The organism is Marinobacter zhejiangensis (assembly GCF_900114775.1).
Taxonomy (GTDB): domain Bacteria; phylum Pseudomonadota; class Gammaproteobacteria; order Pseudomonadales; family Oleiphilaceae; genus Marinobacter; species Marinobacter zhejiangensis.
In genome coordinates this window covers 581,803-602,636 of the sequence record NZ_FOUE01000002.1, presented here as the reverse complement: position 1 = coordinate 602,636, position 20,834 = coordinate 581,803, and the positions used below count along the sequence as shown (strand labels likewise).

21 protein-coding genes are annotated in these 20,834 nt (G+C 56.8%); 7 read left to right on the top strand and 14 right to left on the bottom strand.

Features of this window, described 5'->3' with window-relative positions:
- The 8 genes from BMZ67_RS08115 to BMZ67_RS08080 all read right to left on the bottom strand — a co-directional run bounded on the left by BMZ67_RS08115 (position 1) and on the right by BMZ67_RS08080 (position 6,240).
- Complete coding sequence (locus BMZ67_RS08115; protein ID WP_092021482.1) at positions 1–810, bottom strand: aminotransferase class IV; 810 nt, start codon at positions 808–810, stop codon at positions 1–3.
- 5 nt (positions 811–815) lie between these two features.
- Positions 816–2,057 (bottom strand): beta-ketoacyl-ACP synthase II, encoded by a 1,242-nt coding sequence (fabF, locus tag BMZ67_RS08110; protein WP_092021480.1) that lies wholly within the window; start codon positions 2,055–2,057, stop codon positions 816–818.
- Positions 2,058–2,165: 108 nt separating this feature from the next.
- Positions 2,166–2,399: an acyl carrier protein gene (acpP, locus tag BMZ67_RS08105; protein WP_092021478.1), complete on the bottom strand. Its 234-nt coding sequence runs from the start codon at positions 2,397–2,399 to the stop codon at positions 2,166–2,168.
- Between the two features lie 130 nt (positions 2,400–2,529).
- Positions 2,530–3,273: a 3-oxoacyl-ACP reductase FabG gene (gene fabG / locus BMZ67_RS08100; RefSeq protein ID WP_092021476.1), complete on the bottom strand. Its 744-nt coding sequence runs from the start codon at positions 3,271–3,273 to the stop codon at positions 2,530–2,532.
- Positions 3,274–3,342: 69 nt separating this feature from the next.
- Positions 3,343–4,275 carry an ACP S-malonyltransferase gene (gene fabD, locus BMZ67_RS08095; RefSeq protein WP_092021475.1) on the bottom strand — a complete coding sequence of 311 codons (933 nt, stop codon included), beginning with the start codon at positions 4,273–4,275 and terminating at the stop codon, positions 3,343–3,345.
- A gap of 116 nt (positions 4,276–4,391) precedes the next feature.
- Positions 4,392–5,393, bottom strand: a complete 1,002-nt coding sequence (gene plsX / locus BMZ67_RS08090) for a phosphate acyltransferase PlsX (protein WP_281246595.1) — start codon at positions 5,391–5,393, stop codon at positions 4,392–4,394.
- Positions 5,394–5,434: 41 nt separating this feature from the next.
- Positions 5,435–5,614 (bottom strand): 50S ribosomal protein L32, encoded by a 180-nt coding sequence (gene rpmF / locus BMZ67_RS08085; RefSeq protein ID WP_092021471.1) that lies wholly within the window; start codon positions 5,612–5,614, stop codon positions 5,435–5,437.
- Between the two features lie 80 nt (positions 5,615–5,694).
- Entirely contained in the window at positions 5,695–6,240 is a 546-nt protein-coding gene (locus tag BMZ67_RS08080) for a YceD family protein (RefSeq protein WP_092021469.1), read from the bottom strand.
- Positions 6,241–6,406: 166 nt separating this feature from the next.
- Here BMZ67_RS08080 and BMZ67_RS08075 point away from each other — a divergent pair, with 166 nt between their 5' ends.
- Positions 6,407–7,024 carry a Maf family protein gene (locus BMZ67_RS08075; protein ID WP_092021467.1) on the top strand — a complete coding sequence of 206 codons (618 nt, stop codon included), beginning with the start codon at positions 6,407–6,409 and terminating at the stop codon, positions 7,022–7,024.
- Here the strand turns inward: BMZ67_RS08075 and BMZ67_RS08070 are convergent.
- The 3 genes from BMZ67_RS08070 to rluC are packed head-to-tail and all read right to left on the bottom strand — an operon-like array spanning position 7,000 to position 9,780.
- Entirely contained in the window at positions 7,000–8,004 is a 1,005-nt protein-coding gene (locus tag BMZ67_RS08070; protein ID WP_092021465.1) for a S49 family peptidase, read from the bottom strand. The genes BMZ67_RS08075 and BMZ67_RS08070 overlap by 25 nt on opposite strands.
- Positions 8,005–8,049: 45 nt before the next feature.
- Positions 8,050–8,703, bottom strand: a complete 654-nt coding sequence (locus BMZ67_RS08065; protein WP_092021463.1) for an HAD family hydrolase — start codon at positions 8,701–8,703, stop codon at positions 8,050–8,052.
- 24 nt (positions 8,704–8,727) lie between these two features.
- Positions 8,728–9,780: a 23S rRNA pseudouridine(955/2504/2580) synthase RluC gene (rluC, locus tag BMZ67_RS08060; RefSeq protein WP_092021461.1), complete on the bottom strand. Its 1,053-nt coding sequence runs from the start codon at positions 9,778–9,780 to the stop codon at positions 8,728–8,730.
- Between the two features lie 648 nt (positions 9,781–10,428).
- On the opposite strand from rluC, the gene rne reads away from it, so the two are divergent.
- Positions 10,429–13,602, top strand: a complete 3,174-nt coding sequence (gene rne, locus BMZ67_RS08055) for a ribonuclease E (RefSeq protein ID WP_092021459.1) — start codon at positions 10,429–10,431, stop codon at positions 13,600–13,602.
- Positions 13,603–13,605: 3 nt separating this feature from the next.
- Positions 13,606–14,145, top strand: coding sequence for a YecA/YgfB family protein (locus tag BMZ67_RS08050; RefSeq protein ID WP_092021457.1), 540 nt, complete (start codon positions 13,606–13,608; stop codon positions 14,143–14,145).
- Between the two features lie 38 nt (positions 14,146–14,183).
- On the opposite strand, the gene BMZ67_RS08045 is transcribed toward BMZ67_RS08050, so the two are convergent.
- Positions 14,184–15,056 (bottom strand): PHP domain-containing protein, encoded by an 873-nt coding sequence (locus BMZ67_RS08045; RefSeq protein WP_092021455.1) that lies wholly within the window; start codon positions 15,054–15,056, stop codon positions 14,184–14,186.
- Positions 15,057–15,157: 101 nt separating this feature from the next.
- Between BMZ67_RS08045 and BMZ67_RS08040 the strand changes: the two genes are divergently transcribed.
- From BMZ67_RS08040 to BMZ67_RS08030, 3 genes are all read left to right on the top strand, one after another.
- Positions 15,158–15,457 (top strand): YciI family protein, encoded by a 300-nt coding sequence (locus tag BMZ67_RS08040; protein ID WP_092021453.1) that lies wholly within the window; start codon positions 15,158–15,160, stop codon positions 15,455–15,457.
- 97 nt (positions 15,458–15,554) lie between these two features.
- Complete coding sequence (locus BMZ67_RS08035) at positions 15,555–16,226, top strand: TIGR04211 family SH3 domain-containing protein (RefSeq protein WP_092021451.1); 672 nt, start codon at positions 15,555–15,557, stop codon at positions 16,224–16,226.
- A gap of 161 nt (positions 16,227–16,387) precedes the next feature.
- Positions 16,388–16,690 carry a PilZ domain-containing protein gene (locus tag BMZ67_RS08030; protein ID WP_245749912.1) on the top strand — a complete coding sequence of 101 codons (303 nt, stop codon included), beginning with the start codon at positions 16,388–16,390 and terminating at the stop codon, positions 16,688–16,690.
- 136 nt (positions 16,691–16,826) lie between these two features.
- Here BMZ67_RS08030 and rraA read toward each other — a convergent pair whose 3' ends face one another.
- The gene (gene rraA, locus BMZ67_RS08025; RefSeq protein ID WP_092021449.1) at positions 16,827–17,309 is read right to left on the bottom strand and encodes a ribonuclease E activity regulator RraA; all 483 of its coding nucleotides are present in this window, start codon (positions 17,307–17,309) and stop codon (positions 16,827–16,829) included.
- A gap of 29 nt (positions 17,310–17,338) precedes the next feature.
- The gene (gene ppsA, locus BMZ67_RS08020; protein WP_425434235.1) at positions 17,339–19,672 is read right to left on the bottom strand and encodes a phosphoenolpyruvate synthase; all 2,334 of its coding nucleotides are present in this window, start codon (positions 19,670–19,672) and stop codon (positions 17,339–17,341) included.
- A 330-nt stretch (positions 19,673–20,002) separates the two neighbouring features.
- Between ppsA and ppsR the strand changes: the two genes are divergently transcribed.
- Positions 20,003–20,818 carry a posphoenolpyruvate synthetase regulatory kinase/phosphorylase PpsR gene (gene ppsR, locus BMZ67_RS08015; protein ID WP_092021445.1) on the top strand — a complete coding sequence of 272 codons (816 nt, stop codon included), beginning with the start codon at positions 20,003–20,005 and terminating at the stop codon, positions 20,816–20,818.
- Positions 20,819–20,834: the final 16 nt, after the last annotated feature.

Genomic DNA, 20,834 nt, shown 5'->3' with positions numbered 1-20,834 from the left:
TTACTTCAAGCTGATCAATGGACGGCAGATTGTCGCAAGGGAATGCTCAATTGGCAAATCCCGACAATCGACCCTGCACACAGGAATGACACCCACAACGCTGTTCGTCAGGAACATTCCCTCCAGCTCGGTGCGCACCAGAATTGATACCGGAAGCACTCGCTCACGAACAGTCTCTCCAGCGGCCCGAAGCCGCTCAACCACCTCGGCCAACATGACGCCATGCACCGCGAGTTCACTCATCGGTGGCAGCCACCACTCGCCAGCAACCTTGGCCAGGATGTTGGTTCTGCTGCCTTCAAGCAGATGCCCGCGCCCATCCGTCAGTAACACCTCATAGTTGCCGGAGCGAAGCTCTGAGCCAGCAATGACCTGATCGAGACGATTCAACGTCTTAAGCCCGGCCAGGGCAGAATTCGCCACCACAGGGTGACGAGCCAGCTGCACAGAGACTCCAGAGGGATCAGGCGGTGGCGGGAGATCATGACGGGAGATTATCAAGGTCGGTTGGCAAGCCGAAGGGGGCACGTATCCCCTGCCCCCAACACCCCGGGTCAATACCAGCTTCAGCACCCAGTCGTCTGGGCCTGCATAGCGGGCCAACGCTTGCTCAAGGCTTGCGCCCAATTCAGCGGCCGCGAGAGGGATGCCCAATCGTTCAGCGCCATACAGAAGCCTGGCCAGGTGACGCGCACCCAGCACTGGCTGCTGATCGTGAACCCGGATCGTCTCGAAAAGACCGTCTCCGTACGACAATCCCCGGTCAGTGGCTGTGACCGACTCGCTCTCAGCCCAGACCAGGGAAAGCATAGGCCTCAATCCTCGTAACGGCGGAAGATGAGCGTACCGTTGGTTCCGCCAAAGCCAAAGGAGTTGGACAGCGCCACTTTGACATCCGCTTCCCGGGCGACGTTGGCAACCAGGTCCAGGTCGCAACCTTCATCCGGGTTGTCGAGGTTGATGGTGGGAGGCAAAACCCCATCCCGAACCGCCAACAAAGAGAAAATGGCCTCAACAGCGCCAGCTGCTCCCAGCAAATGACCTGTCATCGACTTGGTGCTGCTCATGGCCAGCTTGTGAGCGTGCTCGCCAAAGACATTCTTGACGGCATTCACCTCTGCGACGTCGCCTACCTGAGTGGAGGTGCCATGGGCGTTGATGTAATCGATATCGGTCGGCTCGAGCCCTGCGTCACGCAGCGCATTCTTCATAGCCTTCTCAGCCCCGGTACCTGACGGCGCGGTAATATGATAGGCATCGTCACTCATACCAAACCCGACCACTTCACCGTAAATTGCCGCGCCACGTTTTTTGGCATGCTCAAGCTCTTCCAGCACCAGCACTCCGGCGCCGTCGCTGAGCACGAACCCATCACGGTCCTTGTCCCAAGGGCGGCTGGCTTTTTCTGGCTCTTCATTACGGGTGGAGAGCGCGCGCGCTGCGGAAAACGAAGCTATACCGGTGCGGGTGGTTGCCATTTCCGAACCGCCCGCCAGCATGACATCAGCATCGCCATAAGCAATGGTGCGGGCCGCATAGCCGATATTGTGAGTACCTGTCGTACAGGCAGTGGTGATGGCAATATTGGGCCCCTGGTAACCAAACCGGATAGCCACATTGCCGGAAATCATGTTGATTACCGAAGCAGGCACAAAAAACGGCGATACCTTACGTGGACCGCTCTCGGCCAGGGTAATCACGTTTTTCTCGATAAACTCAAGACCGCCAATGCCTGAACCAATAGCAACACCAACCCGGTCCTTGTCCAGCGCATCAAACTCTGCCAACCCGCTGTTATCAACGGCCTGCTGAGCAGCAATCAGTCCATAATGGATGAAGGGGTCCATCTTGCGGGCATCTTTTGGCGACAGGTACTCGGAAATATCCAGGTCCTTAACTGCACCGCCAATCTTGGTGTTGTAGTCAGTAGCATCAAACCGATCAATCAGACCGATACCACTGCGTCCTGCCTTGATGCCTTCCCAGGAAGATGCCACATCGTTCCCCAGCGGGGACAGCATACCCAGTCCAGTAATCACAACACGTCGTTCAGCCATAACACCATTCACCTAGGTTCTTCAGTCAAAAGAAATCACGGCCAAAAAAAAGCCGCCCTCTCACGCAGCAAAGGACGGCTTCTGCTTGGCATATAGTCGAGCTGAGTATCAGGTGTGCGCGACGATGTAGTCGATCGCGTCCTGAACACTGGCCAGCTTCTCAGCTTCCTCGTCAGGAATTTCGGTCTCGAATTCTTCTTCAAGCGCCATGACCAGCTCAACGGTGTCCAGTGAGTCAGCGCCAAGGTCCTCAACAAAAGAAGATGTGCTCTGTACTTCGGACTCTTTAACGCCCAATTGCTCGCAAACGATCTTCTTTACGCGCTCTTCAACTGTACTCATAATTTCCTCACTTTTTTTCAACCAAGCAATTTATGGATTGCCAGTTTAGTTTAAAGCCTATCTGCAAACAAGCAGACAAACTGTCTAACGTCTTGTACAACAAGGAATTCTTAACGATGTTGTACCAGCGTTATCCCATATACATGCCGCCATTGACCTGGATGGTTTCTCCAGTCACATAGCCAGCGGCATCGGATGCAAGAAACGAAACAACCGCCGCTACTTCCTCCGGCTGCCCCAGGCGCCCCGCCGGAATGATCTCCAGCATAGCTTCCCGTTGCTTATCGTCCAGCTTCTTGGTCATATCGGTATCGATGAACCCGGGCGCCACGCAATTCGAGGTAATCCCGCGATTCGACATTTCCTTCGCCAAGCTGCGGGTAAACCCTTCAACCCCGGCCTTGGCGGCACAATAGTTCGCCTGCCCCGGGTTACCCATACCGGCTACCACGGAGCTGACATTGATAATTCGACCCCAGCGAGCCTTGGCCATGCCTCTGAGCACGGCTTTGCTGGTGCGATAGACACTGGCCAGGTTGGTCTCGATCACATCGGCCCAATCGTCATCTTTCAGCCGCATCAGAAGGTTATCACGAGTGATGCCAGCATTGTTCACAAGAATGAGCGGTGCCCCGGCGTCTTCACCGATCTTTTTAAGACCGGCATCTATGCTTTCAGGATCCGCTACGTTCATCACGATACCGAAGCCATCATAGCCAGCGGATTTCAGGTAATCCGTGATCGCGTCCGCACCCGCCTGGGTTGTTGCCGTACCGACAACCGTCGCGCCTTGCGCTGCCAGAGAGTCAGCAATTGCCTTGCCAATTCCCCTGCTAGCGCCGGTAACCAGCGCAATCTTGCCTGCTAGAGACATGGAAAACTCCCTGTTTGTTGACACTCGCTGACCGAGACAAGCCCGACCAGTTCACAATATAGCTCAGGACTATTTAAATGCCTTCAGGGCATCATCCAGTCCGTCCCGGGTTTCAATGCCGCAGACACTCAGGTTTCGATCAATGCGCTTAACCAGGCCAGCGAGCACCTTGCCTGCGCCACACTCGACCGCCACAGAAACGCCCTGCCCCGTCAGGGTGCGAATCGAGTCGGTCCACAGCACCGGACTATAAAGCTGTTTGACCAGGTTGGCCTTCAAGGACTCACGATCCTGACACACAGATGCGGTGACATTCTGGACGACAGGGATTACAGCATCATTAAAGCTGACCTCGTCCAAAGCCTTCGCCAACTCTTCCGCCGCGCCTTTCATCAGAGCGCAGTGTGACGGAACGCTCACCGGCAACGGCATTGCCTTTCGGGCCCCTTTGGCTTTGCAGGCCTCAATCGCGCGATCAACCGCAGCGGCAGCACCGGCGATCACCACCTGGCCAGGTGCATTGAAGTTAACCGCAGAAACAACCTCGCCGTCTGCAGCCTCTTCACAGGCCGCAACGACATCAGCGTCTTCAAGACCAAGGATAGCGGCCATACGCCCCTCACCCGCAGGCACCGCGCCCTGCATCAGCTCACCGCGCAGCTGCACGAGCTTGACCGCTTCGAGGAAATTCAGGGATTCTGCCGCAACCAGGGCACTGTACTCTCCGAGACTGTGACCCGCCAACAGGTCCGGCTTGCGGCCTTCGGCTACAAACCATTGCCGCCACAATGCAACGCTTGCTGTAAGCAGCGCCGGCTGGGTGACCATGGTACGGTTCAGTTCTTCCGCTGGCCCATGCTGGCACAGCTGCCAAAGATCGTACCCCAGAACTTCGGAAGCCTCGGCAAACGTTTGTTCCACAATTGGCCATTGCCCGGATGCTTCACTAAGCATACCGACCGACTGGGAACCCTGACCTGGAAAAATAAAGGCTGTTTTCATAGTTCGAAATCTTATCGTCAATGAGCGTTTCTGAAGATTAGCCAATAGTACAAGGTAAGTATGACGACAGCCACGTCAGGGCTGGAGGAAGGATTAGGACATTGGTCGCAGTGCCGTCAGACCATCATGTCGTCCAGACGGGCATTAATACGGCTGGGGACCTCCATCGTCACCTCCCGGGTGGCCTGACGAATGGCGGCCAGCATCGCCCGCTCATTGGCGTTACCGTGGCTTTTTATAACAACGCCCTGAAGCCCGAGAAAGCTGGCTCCGTTATGCCGGGCGGGGTCCATCAACTTGAGCAGGCGCCGAAGCATCGGGCGCGCAAGCCAACCAACCAGACGACCATAGACACCTCGGCTAAAGGCTTGCTCAAGAAGCTCAATCAAAAGACCCGCGACACCTTCACCGGTCTTTAACGCGATATTACCGACAAAACCATCACAAACGACCACGTCGGCAACGTTGCGGAACAGGTCGCTGCCCTCAACGTACCCGATGTAGTTCACCGCATCACTTTGCGCCAACAAGTGCGATGCCAGCCTCACCTGCTCGTTCCCCTTAATCTCCTCTTCACCGACGTTCAGCAACGCGACACGAGGCTCGGAGAGCCCGCTCACCGCAGACGCCATCAGCGATCCCATTAACGCGAATTGGTAGAGGTTTTCAGCGCTGGCATCAACGTTAGCGCCGAGATCAAGAACGTGGCAACGGCCACGGAGGGAGGGAATCAATTTGGTGATCGCAGGCCGCTCGATACCGGGGTACATCCGGATAATGGATCGACCAAAAGCCATCAGCGCCCCGGTATTACCGGCACTGACGCAGCCTTGAGCCTCACCATCCCTGACCAGGCGCAAAGCGACTGCCATCGAGGAATTCTGCTTATGGCGGAGGGCGTGGGAAGGACGCTCATTCATGCGAATGACATCCACCGCCTCGACAACCCGAATTCTCGGGTGCCCCTCATGCAACAAGGCCCCGAGTTCACCCTGGCTACCCACCAGAATAATACTCAAGGCCTCGTTTTCCCTGACTGCATCCAGAGCCGCAGACACCGCAACAGCGGGGCCGCGATCGCCACTCATGGCATCAACTGCGATGGTGATAGAACTCACCGTGCGAGTGCCCTGTATGGATACAGCGTCAGACGCAACGATTACTCGTCGCGCGCTTCAACTACCTGCTTGCCACGGTAGAAACCGTCCGGGGACACGTGGTGACGACGATGAACTTCACCGGTGGTCGCATCGGTAGACAGAGTTGCAGCGCTCAGTGCATCGTGAGAACGGCGCATACCACGCTTAGAGCGGGTCTTTCGGTTTTGCTGTACAGCCATGATTCTGCTCCTGACCTTTAAAACAAGTGTTCGAAAATACAGCGCTGGCGTTCCAAAGTACCGCCTGCGCTTGTGATCATTTAGTGCTTCTTCGTCTTCAGCCCCGCCAGCACGCTGAACGGATTCTCTCGTTCCTGCGCCTTCGGTTCCGGCTCAGGGACGCTTGATTCGAGCTCATCCAGCTGTTTTCCAGCCGGACACTGATCTCGTTCATGCAGGGGAAATGGAGGAAGCACCAGCAAAAGCTCGTCTTCAACCATACTCCAGAGGTTCGCCGAGAACTCGTCCGTCAAAAACGGTTCCAATTCCTTCGGCAATCTCTGTGCCTGCTCATCGCTGGTCACCAACCCCAGACGAAACTGCGATGTCAGTGTCGCATCCATCGGCGTCATACAACGCTGGCACTCAAGCTCAACCCTGGCTTCCAGCTCACCCGATACAATACGGCGACGCTCACCATCCATAGAGAAGGCAAGCGAAACCTGACACTGCCCGTCTTCAGCAACGCCGGCCACACACTCGACGAGACGCTCCAGCGATGTCAGGGGGATAACCCCTTCTAATACACTGTCGTGCTCCGCGAGCCGGTAGGGATCGACGGTCTTAGGCAATTCGGCATTTGACATAGGCGCGCAATTTTAGGTGGCTCGTCCGCTGCTGTCAAAGACTTCGTCACCTATTCCACTTATTTTCCCAACGGGATACGGGTATTTAACAACGATGGGGCAGTGCAAGTATCATAAGAACGCAGCAACACTCTATCAAACGACGCCCTTAAAGAAGGAAACTCCAGTGATACCAAAGCCACTCGTCCTGGCCTCGTCATCCCGTTACCGAAAGGCATTACTGGAACGGCTCGAACTGCCCTTTGATAGCGCCAGCCCGGCCATTGATGAGTCGGCGGGCGACAAAGAGTCCGCGGAGAGCCTGACCACGCGACTGGCGCGGGAGAAAGCCGAAGCTTTGCAGACTCAGTTCCCCAACCACTGGATCGTCGGCTCGGACCAGGTCGCCGCCCTCGCCGATGGGCAAATCCTCACCAAGCCCGGCAATTTTTCAACCGCCTGCCGACAACTCCGCCAATGCAGCGGTCAAAAGGTGCGCTTCCTGACCGGCCTGACCCTGCTGGACTCCGCGACAGGCGACACACTCCAACTCTGCGAACCCTTCGATGTTCACTTTCGAACCTTGTCAGACCAGGAGATTGAACACTACCTGAAAACGGAAACCCCCTACGATTGCGCTGGAAGTTTCCGCATGGAAGGGCTCGGTATTGCCCTGTTCTCAAGACTTGAGGGCCGCGACCCCAACAGCCTGATTGGTCTACCCCTGATCGGGCTCTGCGACATGTTCAGGCAATGGGGTCTCGACCCGCTGGCCGAGGCTTATCGCAACTCCAACCGGGAATGAATCACCTGGTTGGCCAGGCCAGAGCCGACCGACGCGCCAAATCGTTCGATAAATTCATCAAATTTCGAGCCACTGCGGGTGTAGTCAACAAACTCTTCGTGCCCTACAACCTCACGCGCCACGTAAGAGGCACTACCCAACGCATCAACCAGCCCCAACTCCACTGCCTGCTCACCGGTCCACACCAGGCCACTGAACAGGCGGTCGTCATTCGCCAGGCGATCACCCCGGCCTTTTTGGACCTGCTCGATAAACTGCCGGTGCGTCGTATCCAGCACTTGCTGCCAAAATTCGACCTCACCCTCTTTCTCCGGTGAGAACGGATCCAGGAACGCCTTATTCTCCCCGGAGGTATAAAGCCGGCGTTCCACGCCAACCTTCTCCATCAGGTCGGTAAAACCAAATCCGCCACCAACAACCCCAATGGACCCCACAAGGCTGGCTTTATCGGCATAGATTTCATCGGCAGCCGCCGCAATGTAGTAAGCACCAGATGCCCCAATATCGGCGATGACCGCGTACACGCGCTTCTCCGGATATTGCTCCCGCAACCGAAGAATTTCGTCATAGACGTAGCCCGCCTGAACCGGGCTCCCGCCAGGGCTGTTGATCCGCAATACCACAGCCTTTGCCGCCTCGGCCTCGAAGGCTTCCCGCAGACCACCAACAATGTTATCCGCACTGGCCATTTCGTCCGCCGCTATGGTGCCGGTAATTTCAACCAGGGCGGTGTGATCGCCACCAGGCTTTCCGACATCGGCTGAGGGAAATATTAACGCGAACAGAAGAACAAACAGGTACACAAAGGTCAGCACCTTGAAGAAAATTCCCCAGCGCCGGCTCTTGCGCTGCTCGTCCTGCATGGACAAGATCAGCTTCTCAATCAGCTTCCAATCACGACCGCTGGCACCAGCATCACCCGTCGCCTTCGCCGTCGAATCACCCCACCCCGGTTTCTGCTCAGAATCCCATTCAGACATCAATGCATCCCATCATTCAGTAAGTTCAAGACCAACACAAAGACGCTACAGCCCCAAAGCCTCGCGAAGCGCCTTAACAGAATCCACAACCGCATAGGGTCCATACTGCTGAAGGACACTGCGATCATGAACACCCCACTCCACACCGATTGCCGGCATATTGATCCGCTGCGCCATATCAAGGTCGTAGCGGGTGTCACCAATCATCACTGCGTCTTCCGGAGCGATCTCCAGGTGCGCCAGTATTTCCTCCAGCATGGTCGGATCCGGCTTCGAGCGCGTTTCATCTGCGCAACGGGTTACCCGAAAGTACTCACCCAGACCACTGTCCGACAAGGCGCGATCCAGCCCACCCCGACTCTTGCCAGTCGCCACCGCACACATTCGCCCAACCGAATTCAGGTCCGCGAGAACATCCACCATTCCGGCAAAGACTTGCTGGGGCGAGGTTTTCCTGGAGAAGAAATAACGCCCATAACCTTCCCTCATGGCCTGCATCTCATCCCGACGAATCCCCGGGTACAACGCTTCCAGTGCCTCAACGATACCCAGCCCGATAATATCGCGATAGGCCGCCCGCTCCAGCGCTGGAAACCCCAATTCGGTGGCCGCCTGATGCAGACTGTCGGTGATATGCTCCACCGAGTCCACCACGGTCCCATCCCAATCAAAAATAACGACTTTATGCGGATTTGCCACGAAACAACCAACCTGAGTTAAACATCAATTGTGTGTCTGGCGCCCAGCCAGCTTAACAAGCACCTCATCAAAGGCCTCATCATAGGGAGCCTCCAGCCGGATAGCCTCACCACTTCCTGGCAAGGTGAATTCCAGCGCACGGGCATGCAGCATCAGCCTCCGCCCACCCAAGGCTCTAAACGCCTTGAGGCTAACATCATCCATATACTTGTCATCGCCTGCAATCGGATGCCCCGCATAAGCGCTGTGCACACGGATCTGGTGGGTTCGGCCGGTCACCGGAGACGCCTGCACCAGACTGTAACCGGCATAATCTGCAAGCACCTTATAGGTGGTCAACGATGCCTTGCCCTCGTCATCCACCCTAACCCGCCGCTCCCCGTTGCTCAATTCATACCTGAGCAGTGGCACGTCCACACGATCAACCCTGGCTGGCCACTGCCCCGCGACCAGAGCATGGTAGTGCTTGCGAATTCGTTTTTGTCGCAGCTCATCCTGAAGATAACGCAGTGCCGAGCGTTTTTTCGCGACCATCACCAGCCCGGAGGTGTCGCGATCCAGCCGATGAACCAATTCAAGAAAACGCGCGTCAGGCCGGGCCGCCCGCAGCACCTCAATCAACCCAAAATCCAGACCGCTGCCACCGTGCACCGCAATACCGGAAGGCTTGTTGACCACCAGCATCTGCTCATTTTCAAACACCACCGCCCCTTCCATGACGGACTGGACCCGGGCACCCGGGACCACGGCGGCAGTCTTCTGTTTCTGGGTAACCGGTGGAATCCGAACTTCGTCCCCGGTTTTTACCCGCGTATCCGGGCGCACCCTCCCTTTATTAACCCGCACTTCCCCTTTCCGGACGATGCGGTACACCACGCTCTTCGGCACCCCCCGCAGCTGAGCCAGCAGGAAGTTGTCGATACGCTGACCGTCATTATCCTCATCCACCGTCACCCAGCGGACCGAGCTGCGCTCCTGCGGTTTCTCGGACGGCGGCCGAACGCCAGCCCCGGGCGGAGGAGAGCGGCGGGACGCCGTTTTAGGGGAAGTCTTCCTTTTGGGAGATTTAAAAGCCATGACACCTAGCCAGTTCCAGACCGCGGAAAAGTGAAGAACCGCTCACCTACGGGATTGATGGGTCCTGAGATTGCTGTTATATTCCGGCGTGCTCTGCCGTTTGTCTACGGCCTGGCCAGATTGCCAAGTGCCGGAGCGGCAGGAGTATACCGATACTGTTGAATAGTTTGAACTTGATAGCTTGATCATCGGCTATACAGATCGAGTGGAGGCAGCCGAACAACAAAGGCTCCGACACGCAGAGACCTTCCACAGCGTGCCCTGCTTTCCCGCATTGAGGGATCCCATCACCGTGGAAGTAAAGTAAAAAAAAACCGAGCGGAAAACCGCGTCGGGCGACATCGCGAAGCAAAGATTAGCAACACGTAGGGCCGGGCCGTCCAGCAAAACGATACGACGTGAGACCCAGGCACCTGCGTGAAATTGAAGATAAGCAACATGCGTCAACAGGCAACAGACACAAGAGGGCCATCCCTGCCAAATGGCACCCGGGAATTGGCTTATGATTCAGGGGTTATGGAGTTGTACCCCGTAACACTCTGATTTGTTTGCCTGCCGACCGCATTATTGTCGGCACGCAGGTTCTGCTTCGCAGATGCCACCCCCTCCGGTTTTCTGTCCCACAAACGACAGGAAACAATTCTTTCCATGAAAAGAATGCTAATCAATGCAACTCACCCAGAAGAGTTGCGCGTTGCCCTGGTTGACGGCCAGCGGCTTTTTGACCTCGATATTGAATCCAGCACCCGCGAGCAGAAGAAGGCCAACATCTACAAGGGCCGTATTACGCGGGTAGAACCCAGCCTTGAAGCAGCCTTTGTCGATTTTGGCGCAGAGCGTCACGGCTTCCTTCCCCTGAAGGAAATCTCCAAGGAATACTTCAAGAAGTCTCCCGGCGAAATCGAAGGCAAGATCAACATCAAGGATGTTGTCTCTGAAGGACAGGAAGTTATTGTCCAGGTTGACAAGGAAGAGCGCGGAAACAAAGGCGCAGCCCTGACCACGTTCATTTCCCTCGCCGGCCGTTATCTGGTGCTGATGCCCAACAACGCCCGCGCTGGCGGCATCTCTCGCCGGATCGAAGGCGAAGAGCGCGCCCAGCTCAAAGAGGCCATGTCCAGCGTTCAGGTTCCCAAATCCATGGGAATCATCGTCCGCACCGCAGGTATCGGCCGCACCGCCGAAGAGTTGCAATGGGACCTCGATTATCTGGTGCAGTTCTGGGAAGCCATTACCCAGGCAGCGTCTGACCGCAAGGCCCCGTTCCTGATCCACCAGGAAAGCAACGTTATCATCCGTGCCGTTCGCGATTACTTGCGCCAGGACATCGGTGAAGTATTGATCGACTCGGCCGTGGTCTACGAAGATGTTCTCAACTTCGTTCGCGCGGTCATGCCGACGTTTGAAAACAAGATCAAGCTGTATCAGGACGAAATCCCCCTGTTCAGCCGCTACCAGATCGAAGGTCAGATCGAAACCGCATTCCAGCGTGAAGTGAAGCTCCCTTCCGGCGGCTCCATCGTGATCGACCCGACAGAAGCCCTGGTGTCCATCGACATCAACTCTTCTCGTGCCACCAAAGGGCAAGACATTGAGGAGACCGCGCTCCAGACCAACCTGGAAGCGGCCGAAGAGATTGCCCGACAGCTCCGGCTCCGGGACATGGGTGGTCTGATCGTTATCGATTTCATCGACATGACGCCCGCCAAGCACCAACGGGAAGTTGAGAACAAGGTTCGCGAAGCCCTTGAACTGGATCGCGCCCGGGTACAGGTCGGCAAGATCTCACGCTTTGGCCTGCTGGAAATGTCCCGTCAGCGCCTGCGTCCGTCTCTTGGCGAAACCCGTAGCGAAGTCTGTCCCCGCTGTAACGGCCAGGGCACCATCCGGGGCATTGAGTCCCTGGCGCTCAGCATCATGCGCCTGATTTATGAAGAGGCTTCCAAAGACAAAACTGGCGAAGTTCGTGCCATCGTCCCTGTCGTGGTGGCCACCTTCCTGCTCAATGAAAAGCGCAAGCAGCTTGCCGATATTGAAGCTCGCCAGGAAGTCACCATCGTGGTTGTACCTTCCCCTCATCACGAGACCCCGAACTTTGAAATTATCCGGGTACGGGAAGATGAAGCCGGCACCGAGCAGGTAACCAGCTATCAGGTTGCGCAGGAATACTCCGAGCGCGAAGAAGAAGCGATTGACATCACCACACCCCGTGACCAGCCAGTGCGCCAGGAAGCGGCCGTCAAGGCCATTCGCCCTGCCGCTCCGGCTCCAGGCCCAGTAGCCGCTGCGGCCGAGCAAAGCACGGAAGTTCAGGGTGATGGCGGCCTGTTCCGCCGACTGGGCTGTAAAATTGCCAAGTTCTTCAAAGGTGAAGACGAAGCACAGCCCGAGCCTGCTGCGAAACGTAACGGTGGACGTGACGACGAACGCCGCTCCCAGGGCCGCCAGGACCGTCGCAAATCCCGCGTCGCCAAAGGTGAAGGCCAGAGCGAGCGCCGTGGCAGTCAGGAACGTCGTCAGCAGCCCCAGAGACAGGGACAGGGACAAAGCCAGGGTCAAACCCGGAGCGATGACAATCGCGGCCGTGGTCGCGGTGGACGAGACGGCGCCAAGCCAAGCGGCCGCGACGGCAGCCCCCGTGGCCGTGGTAGCGACCAACAGGGAACCCAGGGTGAAGCCCGCCGGGATGGCGAAGACCGCAAACAAGGCGGTCGCAACCAGGAGCGCAAGCCCCAACAGGGTAACCGCGACCAGCAGGAAGCCCGTAGCCCCCAGAAGACTGGTGAGGACAAGCGTCGCAAACCGCGCCGTCAGCGCAACCGCGACGGTTCACCGGTAGAAACTCCCAGCTCTACGCCCGCTGAGCGCAAGACCGTTCGCAACGACCGGCACCAGAAGGACACCCAGCCGGAGAAAGAGCAGGAAACCACGCAAACCCAGAGTGCCAGCCAGGCTGTAGCGGTAGAGGCAAAGACGGATAACCGTCCTCAGCAAGAGCCACAAGCTCCGAAGAGCCAGCCGGAAGCAGCCAAGGTAGAAGCTAAGGTTTCTGACGAATCTGCGAAGGCTGACGAAAAGCCGAAGGCCGAAGAAAAGCCAAAAACCGACAGCAAGCCCAAGGCTGAGCAGAAATCGGATGAGGCGCCGGCAAAAGCTGAAGCCAAGCCCGCCACCGAAGAGGCACGCCAAAATGACGAGCCCCAGACTGGCGAGAGCAAGGCCAAAGAAAGCCCCGTAGCGGCTGATCAGGCTCCAGCAAGCGAAAAAGGGCCTCAAGGCTCAGAGAAGCAAGCTGACGAAGACAAGCCTGCGTCAACCAAAGCCGAAGGCGAGCAGAAGCCAAGGCCCCGCCGCACCAGCCGCAAGCCAAAGGCGGCTGACACTGGCAAAGGTAAGGACGCGACAACCGAAACTCAGGACAGCGCAGGTACAGCCCCCGCCGCTCCTGAAGAGAAGGTCGCCGCCCAAGCCAAGGCGCCCGAGCAGGCCAGCAAGCCAGCTTCCGAGCAAGCGCCCGCCAAAACGGCTGAGCCAAAAACAACCGAAGCGGTTGTTGCGACAGAAAAGGCCCCTGCACCCCAGGCCAAGGCTCCTGAGAGCACGCCAGAAAAGCCGGCTGCACCCAAGGCAGATCAGCGTCAGCCAGAAGCGAGCAAACCAGCTGAAAGCACCGCTCAGCAGGACAATGCTCCGGAACAAGCCTCAACAGCGTCCGAAGTGACCCCGGGCAGGGCCTATAATGACCCCCGGGAAGTCAGGAAACGCCGTCGTGCTGCCGAAGCTGCCAAGGCCGAAGCCGCCAAAAACCCTGAGGGAAACTAAGCCATGCTAAGTAACGCCGAGATTGAAGCGCTGGAAGACATCCTCTTTGCAGAGCCTTGGGGTGACGAAGCCCTGGATTTCTTCGGCCTTCACGGTGTCATTTCCGCCAGCGTTGTAGGGCCGGTGGAACTGGCCCCGGCGGACATCTTCCGCCTGGCGACCGGTATCGATACCCTTCCCAAGGAAGGCGTCCCAGACGCTTTCCTTGGGGCAGTCCAGAAACTGGCAGCCAGCATGAAGAGCGCTTTGGACATGGGGCTGCCGCTGGAACTACCGGAACCAGAAGACGGCGATCCAATGAACGCACTGGAAAACTGGTGCGCTGGATTTGTTGATACCTTCCTGGAAAACGAAGATCAGTGGCTGGAAATCAGTGAGGATGATGCAGCGAACCTGCTGGTGCCAATGATGACCCTGTCAGGGCTGTTTGAGGACGAAGATTTCCGCAAGGTTCTTGAGAGCGAAAAGCTCACAAAGCAGATGGCCGATGCAATCCCGGATTCATTGACCGACCTCTACCTGCTGTACCACGCCCCGGCATAAACCGGGGCTAATGCGCCCTTCCCTGGCCAGACACAAAACTAGTCTGCCAGGGCAATGGGCTCACGAAAATGATGCCAGACGGGTGTAAGCCCTTCTGGCATTTTTTCTATCCGGCCCAATTCGCACCAAGCGGCACCGGGAAAATGGAAGTCACTGCCCTGGGACGCCAGCAAGCCTTCACGCCGACACAGGTCCGTCAGAAACCCCAAATCGCCAGCTTGCTGTCCAGAAGTGATAACCTCAATGGATCGCCCTCCAGCTGCTTTAAAGTCCGCCACCAGCGCACGCAATCGGGTTGCGGTCATTTTGTACTTGCGAGGATGAGCCACCACCGCAATCCCCCCAGCCTCTATAATCCAGCGCACCACTTCCGCCAACTCTGGCCAGAACGCCTTAACATCACCGGGTTTTCCTGCGCCCAGGTGGCGATTGAATGCCTGGTTGATATCGGTGACTCTACCCATCTCAACGAGAGCCTTAGCAAAATGCGGGCGCCCCGGCACATCACCACCAGCTTTTTCCGTGGCCAGAGCCAGCAACGAGTCTGGGTCTTTATTCTGCAGGCGCTCAGCGATCTTGCGGGCTCGATGCCAGCGGTTCTCTTTCTGTTCCGCCAGACGTGTTTGAAAGCGCTCATCGTCTGGATCAAAGTCCAGCCCGACAATATGAATGGTCTGACGCCCCCACACACAGGACAACTCAACCCCGGGAACCAGCTGGACCCCATGCTTCAGCGCACCGGCCTTGGCCGCACTCAGGCCGTCAATAGTGTCATGATCGGTTAACGCGAGGTGACTCACTCCCTTTTCGGCGGCCCGGGCGAGCAATTCCTCAGGCGACAGCGCTCCGTCTGAAGCAGTACTGTGGCAATGCAGATCAATGCAGTTAGGCGAACCTTGGGGTATAGTCACGGCTACTCATCATTACAGCGGGATAGTGGCTACAGTGTACCAGTGGTAGGAATGCGTGTAATGCCACCCCCCGGCAAAAATTGGCCCGACCGGAGCTCACCATGTACTACGCGATTGTCAGTGAAGACATCCCTAATAGCCTGCCACTTCGCATGCAGGCAAGACCAGCCCACCTGGCAAGGCTCGAAGCCTTGAAGGCCGAGGGAAGACTGCTTATTGCTGGCCCCAATCCCGCCCTGGACACGCCAGACCCGGGCGAAGCGGGTTTTACCGGCAGCCTGGTAGTCGCAGAGTTTGACAGCCTTGAAGAAGCGCAGAACTGGGCTGACGCTGACCCCTATGTTGAAGCTGGAGTCTATGCAGGAGTGTCGGTCAAACCCTTCAAATTGGTCCTGCCGTGAATTAAGCATGAGCGATTTTTAATACGGCACGCCTTGAACAAGGGGGCGCCTATAGCAAAAATTACGGTTTTACCCGAACACTCAAGGAAAGACTCACGTGACCGCACTGCGCCTGATTGCCTGCACACTGATACTCCTTGCCGCCGGCGCCAGCGCCCAGGCCAGGACCATGTATGTTGACGACACCCTGTCGATCACCATGCGAAGCGGAGAAGGAACCCAGTTCCGCATTCTCAAAAGCGACCTCACCAGCGGGACACGCCTGGACCTGGTTCGCGCCAGTGATTCCGGCTACAGCCTGGTAAGAACCCCGGATGGCGTTGAGGGCTGGGTTTTAAGCCGTTACCTGACCGACTCCCCCATCGCCCGTGACCGCCTGGTAAGAGCCAACCGCGAGCTGGAAGATGCTCGCAAGCAGCTTGCCGAGCTTCGCCAGGAACTGGCCGAAACCAAAGCCGAACGGGATACACTGGCCTCATCGGAAAGCAGCCTGGAATCACGGACCCAAAACCTCAGTAGCGAGCTCGCGCAGATCAAGGAAATCTCAGCCAACGCCCTGAGTCTTGACCGTCGCAACAGTGAACTACAGGAAGAAAATCAACGCCTGCGCAACGACGTTGAAGTGCTGACCGCCGAGAAAGAGCGCCTTGAGACCAAGAGCGAGTCTGACTTTATGCTTCTGGGTGCCGGACTGGTTCTGCTGGGTATTATTCTGGCACTGATCATCCCACTCCTGAAGCCCTCTAAGAAGGCGGACAACTGGGCCTGATTCAGCAGGGAGATGTTTCCCGGCCAATACCACATGTAGTATCCAAAAAGCTGAAAGCCCACTAAATAGTTGGCCTTCGGCTTTTTTTATATCAATACGTTCTTTGACCCTGCTGCTTGTTCGCTTTATAGATAGTAGAACAACACGCATGAGGTGCTGCGATGTCGATGACCATGAAGGACTATTCTGAAAAACGCGATTTCCACCGGATGCGGATCAATACCGAGATCCAGGTCACCGATGATCAAGGGCGCCAGTTCTCGGCCCTGTGCAAGGACCTGAGCGGCACCGGTATGCTATTGCACCTGCCAGACCCCATGGACGAAGGCTCCGAAATCCATACCCTCATGCCTTCCCCCAACGACCAGTTCCCCGCCTTTGAAACCATCAGCAAGGTCCTTAGATGCAGCCCTGAAGGCGATGGCTATCTGATCGGTCTGTCGATTATCAAGGTCAAGACCTAGCCTCCTCAGCGCCCCGGCGACCTCAGCAAGCACCAGCCTAGGCCAGGGTCCAGAAACGCCAATCCCGGCAAAAGCCGGGATTGGGTATACGAGCAGTTCCATGCGGGGCGAGCCAGGCCGCCGCCCCTGCATGCAATCAATCAATCTTCAGGGGCTTCTCGGAAACCACAATGCCGTTGTTGTCGGCATAGAGGTAATGGCCCGGCAAGAAGGTGACGCCACCGAAGGTGACCGGCACGTTCAGATCACCAATGCCACGCTTATCCGTTTTGCGAGGATGGGTTCCCAATGCCTGCACACCCAACTCGGTTTGCCCGATCACGTCCACATCGCGGATGCAGCCGTAGATAATCAGGCCAGCCCAGCCATTGCTGGCGGCTTTTTCCGCCAGCATATCGCCCAGCAACGCATTCCGCTTGGAACCGCCGCCGTCAACGACCATGACCCGGCCATTGCCCGGCAGGCCAACCTGCTCTTTCACAACCGAGTTATCTTCGAAGCATTTGACCGTCACGATTTCTCCGCCAAACGCGGAGACGCCACCATAGTTGCGAAACCCGGGCTCAACAACCTGAACCTCGGGATAATCGTCACACAGATCTGGAGTTACGATTGGCACCTCTGCAATCTCCTTTCTAACAGCGTGTCTTAATCAATTTTTTCGTCGGCCAGGAAGAACCAGGTATCCAGAACCGAATCCGGGTTCAGGGATACGGTATCGATGCCCTGCTCCATCAGCCACTTGGCCAGATCCGGATGATCGGACGGGCCCTGACCACAAATGCCCACGTACTTGCCAGCTTTACGGCAGGCAACGATGGCATTGGACAACAGCGCCTTGACCGCGTCGTTCCGCTCATCAAACAGGTGGGCAACAATGCCCGAATCCCGGTCAAGCCCCAGGGTCAGCTGGGTCAGGTCATTGGAGCCGATGGAGAAGCCGTCGAAGTGTTCCAGGAACTGGTCCGCCAGCAAGGCGTTTGCCGGCAGTTCACACATCATGATGACCCGCAGACCATTTTCGCCACGGCTCAGGCCATTCTGGGCCAACAGCTCAACCACTTGCTGCGCTTCGCCCACTGTACGGACAAAGGGCACCATGATCTCAACATTGGTGAAGCCCATTTCTTCGCGAACTTTCTTGAGCGCACGGCACTCCAGCTCGAAACAGTCGCGGAAGTTTTCCGAGATATAACGAGACGCACCACGGAAGCCCAGCATGGGGTTTTCTTCGTCCGGCTCATACAGGGTGCCGCCAATCAGGTTGGCGTATTCGTTGGATTTGAAGTCAGACAGCCGCACAATCACCTTCTTCGGTGCAAAGGCCGCAGCCAGGGTAGAAATACCTTCCACCAGTTTGTCGACATAGAAATCCACCGGTGAGTTGTACCCGGAGATACGTTTCTCGACGGTCTGGTGAATGTCCCGCGGCAGGCTGTCGAAATTCAACAGGGCTTTCGGGTGAACACCGATCATCCGGTTGATAATGAACTCAAGACGGGCCAGGCCAACGCCTTCGTTAGGCAGGGCCTGGAAGTCAAACGCACGGTCCGGGTTGCCCACGTTCATCATAATCTTGAACGGAATGGACGGCATGGAATCAATAGTATTTTCCCGCAGCTCGAAATCCAGGCTGCCCTCGTAGATCATGCCGGTATCACCTTCGGCACAGGAAACGGTAACGTGCTGACCTTCCTTCAGAATTTCAGTCGCATCACCGCAACCAACAACGGCCGGAATACCCAACTCACGAGCAATGATCGCGGCATGGCAGGTACGCCCGCCACGGTCGGTCACGATCGCGGACGCCCGCTTCATGACCGGTTCCCAGTCCGGGTCGGTCATATCGGTCACCAGAACGTCGCCGGCTTCAACCCGATCCATTTCGTTGACACTGGTGATCACTTTAACCGGGCCACTGCCGATCTTGTGACCGATACTGCGGCCTTCAACCAGAACCTTGCCCTGCTCTTTCAGCAGGTAGCGCTCCATCACATTAGCGGAGGCACGGCTCTTGACGGTTTCCGGGCGAGCCTGAACGATGTAAATCTTGCCATCGTCGCCATCTTTCGCCCACTCGATGTCCATCGGACGCTTGTAGTGACGTTCGATAATCATGGCCTGCTTGGCCAGTTCGGACACTTCCTCATCGGTGATACAGAACTTGCCACGCTCTTCCTGCTCAACCTTCACGGTATCAACGAAGTGGTCTGAACCGGGGGCCGCATAAACCATCTTGATAGCCTTGCTACCAAGGTTGCGACGCAGAACCGCCGGACGGCCTGCTTCCAGCGTGGGCTTGTGGACATAGAACTCATCAGGGTTAACGGCACCCTGCACCACTGTCTCGCCCAAACCGTAGGAACCGGTGACGAAGACAACATCACGGAATCCAGACTCGGTATCGAGGGTAAACATAACGCCACTGGCCGCTGTTTCACTGCGTACCATTTTCTGGATACCGGCAGACAGGGCAACCAGCTTGTGATCAAAACCGTGGTGAACCCGGTAGGAAATGGCGCGGTCGTTAAACAGAGAAGCAAACACTTCCTTGACGGAGTGCTTGACCTGTTCAAGCCCGACAACATTGAGGAAGGTTTCCTGCTGGCCAGCGAACGAGGCATCCGGCAGGTCTTCGGCCGTCGCCGAGGAGCGCACGGCTACAGCCAACTTGTCATTGCCATTGCGCAACTGGTCATAAGCGGTTTCCAGCGCTTCTTCAAGCTGGGCCGGGAACGGCATGTCGGTCACCCACTGACGAATCTGGGCGCCAACGCGGGCCAACTCATTTACGTCATTGACGTCAAGGGCATCCAGCGCTTCGTCAATCCGATCCTTCAGCCCGTCTTTGGCCAGGAATTCGCGGTAAGCATGAGAGGTGGTCGCAAAACCACCGGGAACGGTAACGCCTGCGTTAGCGAGATTACTGATCATTTCACCCAGGGACGAATTCTTGCCCCCAACCCGGTCAACATCGTGCATGCCCAGGTTTTCAAACCAGATAATGTAATCTTCCAAAACGCGTCTCCCTTGAGTCTGTATCGCAAAGAGTGGGGTTCCAGTGGATGAAACCGGTAGGCGCCGTCGCCTTAATACTCATCCAGGCCCGCAAACTTGCCGTGTATCATACTGTAACCTGCGCCGATTACCTAGGGAGCGACCGAAATCTCCACGTGGTAAACCACCCCGGCGCACGAGCCGGTAACACTGGCGATTATTTACATTTAATGGCAGCCTTGTCATCTGAAACTGGGCCATTCCTGCGAGATGCCCCGCCATGCAAAGCCTCTAAACGGAGCCTGGAAACACACCATGAAGCGCACCGCTTTCTTTATTTCTGACGGAACAGGCCTCACCGCCGAAGCCCTTGGCAACAGCCTGTTGGCCCAGTTTGAAAAAATCCAGTTTGAACGCGTCACCGTGCCCTACATTGACGACACCAACAAAGCCAGCGAACTGGTGGCTCGAATCAACCGGGCGGCAGAGCTGGATGACGCCAAGCCCCTGGTGTTCGATACCATCGTTAACAACGATATTCGCGCCATCATCAGCGAAGCGAACGGGTTCATGGTGGATATTTTTGGCACCTTCCTTCACCCACTGGAAACCGAACTGAATTCGTCGTCGTCCTACACCGTTGGCAAGTCCCACTCCATCAGCAATGAAAGCAACTACGAACGCCGCATCCACGCGGTGAACTTTGCCCTGGATAATGACGACGGGGCCCGGACCCGGCAGTACAACGAAGCTGACCTGATCCTCGTAGGCGCTTCCCGAAGCGGAAAAACCCCAACGTGCCTTTACCTCGCCCTCCAATATGGGGTCAAGGCCGCCAATTACCCCATCACGGAAGAGGACCTGCTGGACGAGCAGCTGCCTGATGCCTTGCGAGCCCACAAGGGCAAGATATTCGGTTTGACCATAGAGCCCGAGCGGCTGGCGGTCATCCGGAATGAGCGGCGCCCCAACTCCAGATATTCGTCACTGAAGCAGTGCATGCATGAAGTCGAGGAAATTGAACTGCTGTACCGGCGGGAACGGATACCGTTCATGAATACAACCGCCTATTCCGTGGAAGAAATTGCGACCCGGATCATGGTAACCACCGGACTGCAGCGCAACCGCTGATTGCGATTGCGCTGCC